Below are 1,388 nucleotides of genomic sequence, written 5' to 3' on the forward strand. Positions count from 1 at the left end.
GACCGGGACGCGCTGGCGGCCGTACTGGACTCGATCCCGGCCGAGCGTCCGCTGACCGCGGTCGTCCACGCCGCCGGCGTGCTCGACGACGCCGTGGTCACCGCCCTGACCCCCGAACACCTCACCGCGGTCTGGGAGCCCAAGGCACGAGCGGCCTGGCACCTGCACGAACTCACCCGGGGACGGGACCTGACGGCGTTCGTCCTCTTCTCCTCGGCGGCCGGGACGCTGGGCGCGGCAGGGCAGGCGAACTACGCGGCGGCGAACGCCTACCTCGACGGCCTGGCCGCGTACCGGCGTGCCCAGGGCCTGCCGGGGGTGTCGCTGGCCTGGGGCCAGTGGGCCGAGGCCAGCGGGCTGACCGGGCGGATGTCCGAGGCCGACGGTGAACGCCTCGCCCGCGCGGGCCTGCTGCCGATGGCGACCGACCACGCACTCGGGCTGTTCGACGGGGGCCTGGACACCGCGGAACCGGCGGTGGTCGCGGCCCGGCTCAAGATGTCCGCACTGGGCGACCGGCCGGTGCTGCGCGCGCTGTCACGTGCCCGCAAACCGGTGCGGACCACCGGACTGGCGGGCGAGCTTGGATCGCTCCCCGAGGCCCGGCAACGCGAGATCCTGCTCGACCTGGTCGGCACCCATGTGTCGGCCGTGCTGGGCCGCAGCGACGAGATCGGTGGCGACCTGGCCTTCAAGGACCTGGGCTTCGACTCGCTGACCGGCGTGGAGCTGCGCAACCGGCTGTCCACGGCGGTCGGGACCCGGCTGTCGGCGACGATGGTCTTCGACCACCCGACCCCGGCCCGGCTGGCCGAATACCTGCGCGAGGTGGTCCTCGGCACGGAGCGCCGGACGGTCGCGCCCGTGCCGGTCGGGGCTCCGGTGTCGAGCGATCCGGTGGTGGTCGTGGGGTTGGGGGCCCGGTATCCGGGTGGTGTGGGGTCGGCGCAGGAGTTGTGGCACTTGGTGGCGGGTGGGGCGGACGCGGTGGGGGAGTTCCCGTCGGATATGGATCCGCAGCAGCGGGTGCTGCTGGAGACGGTGTGGGAGACGTTCGAGGACGCGGGGATCGGCATCTGGGCATCCGGCTACGCGGGCGGAGTGGACCAGATCTCGCGCGACGCGGACGGGTATGTGGCCACCGGCACGGCGACGAGTGTGACCTCCGGGCGGGTGTCGTATCTGCTGGGGCTGGAGGGTCCGGCGGTGTCGGTGGACACGGCGTGTTCGTCGTCGCTGGTGGCGATCCATCTGGCGGCGCAGGCGCTGCGGGCGGGGGAGCGCCGAATGGTCCGTCGCAGGAGCGGGTGATCCGGCAGGCGTTGGCGAATGCGGGACTGTCGACGGCGGACGTGGACGCGGTGGAGGCGCACGGCACCGGGACCACC

Annotated in this window: 2 protein-coding genes; both read left to right on the plus strand. The window is 73.6% G+C overall.

The window, feature by feature from the left end; genetic code table 11:
- Positions 1-1,311: KR domain-containing protein (locus IF37_RS46525; RefSeq protein ID WP_158727464.1), on the plus strand; the 1,311-nt coding region annotated here is incomplete at its 5' end.
- On the plus strand, positions 1,308-1,388 hold an 81-nt coding region (locus tag IF37_RS46530), incomplete at its 3' end, for a hypothetical protein (RefSeq protein WP_301540376.1). The genes IF37_RS46525 and IF37_RS46530, both read left to right, overlap by 4 nt.

It is taken from the genome of Streptomyces sp. NRRL S-31 (genome assembly GCF_000718775.1).
Lineage (GTDB): Bacteria > Actinomycetota > Actinomycetes > Streptomycetales > Streptomycetaceae > Streptomyces.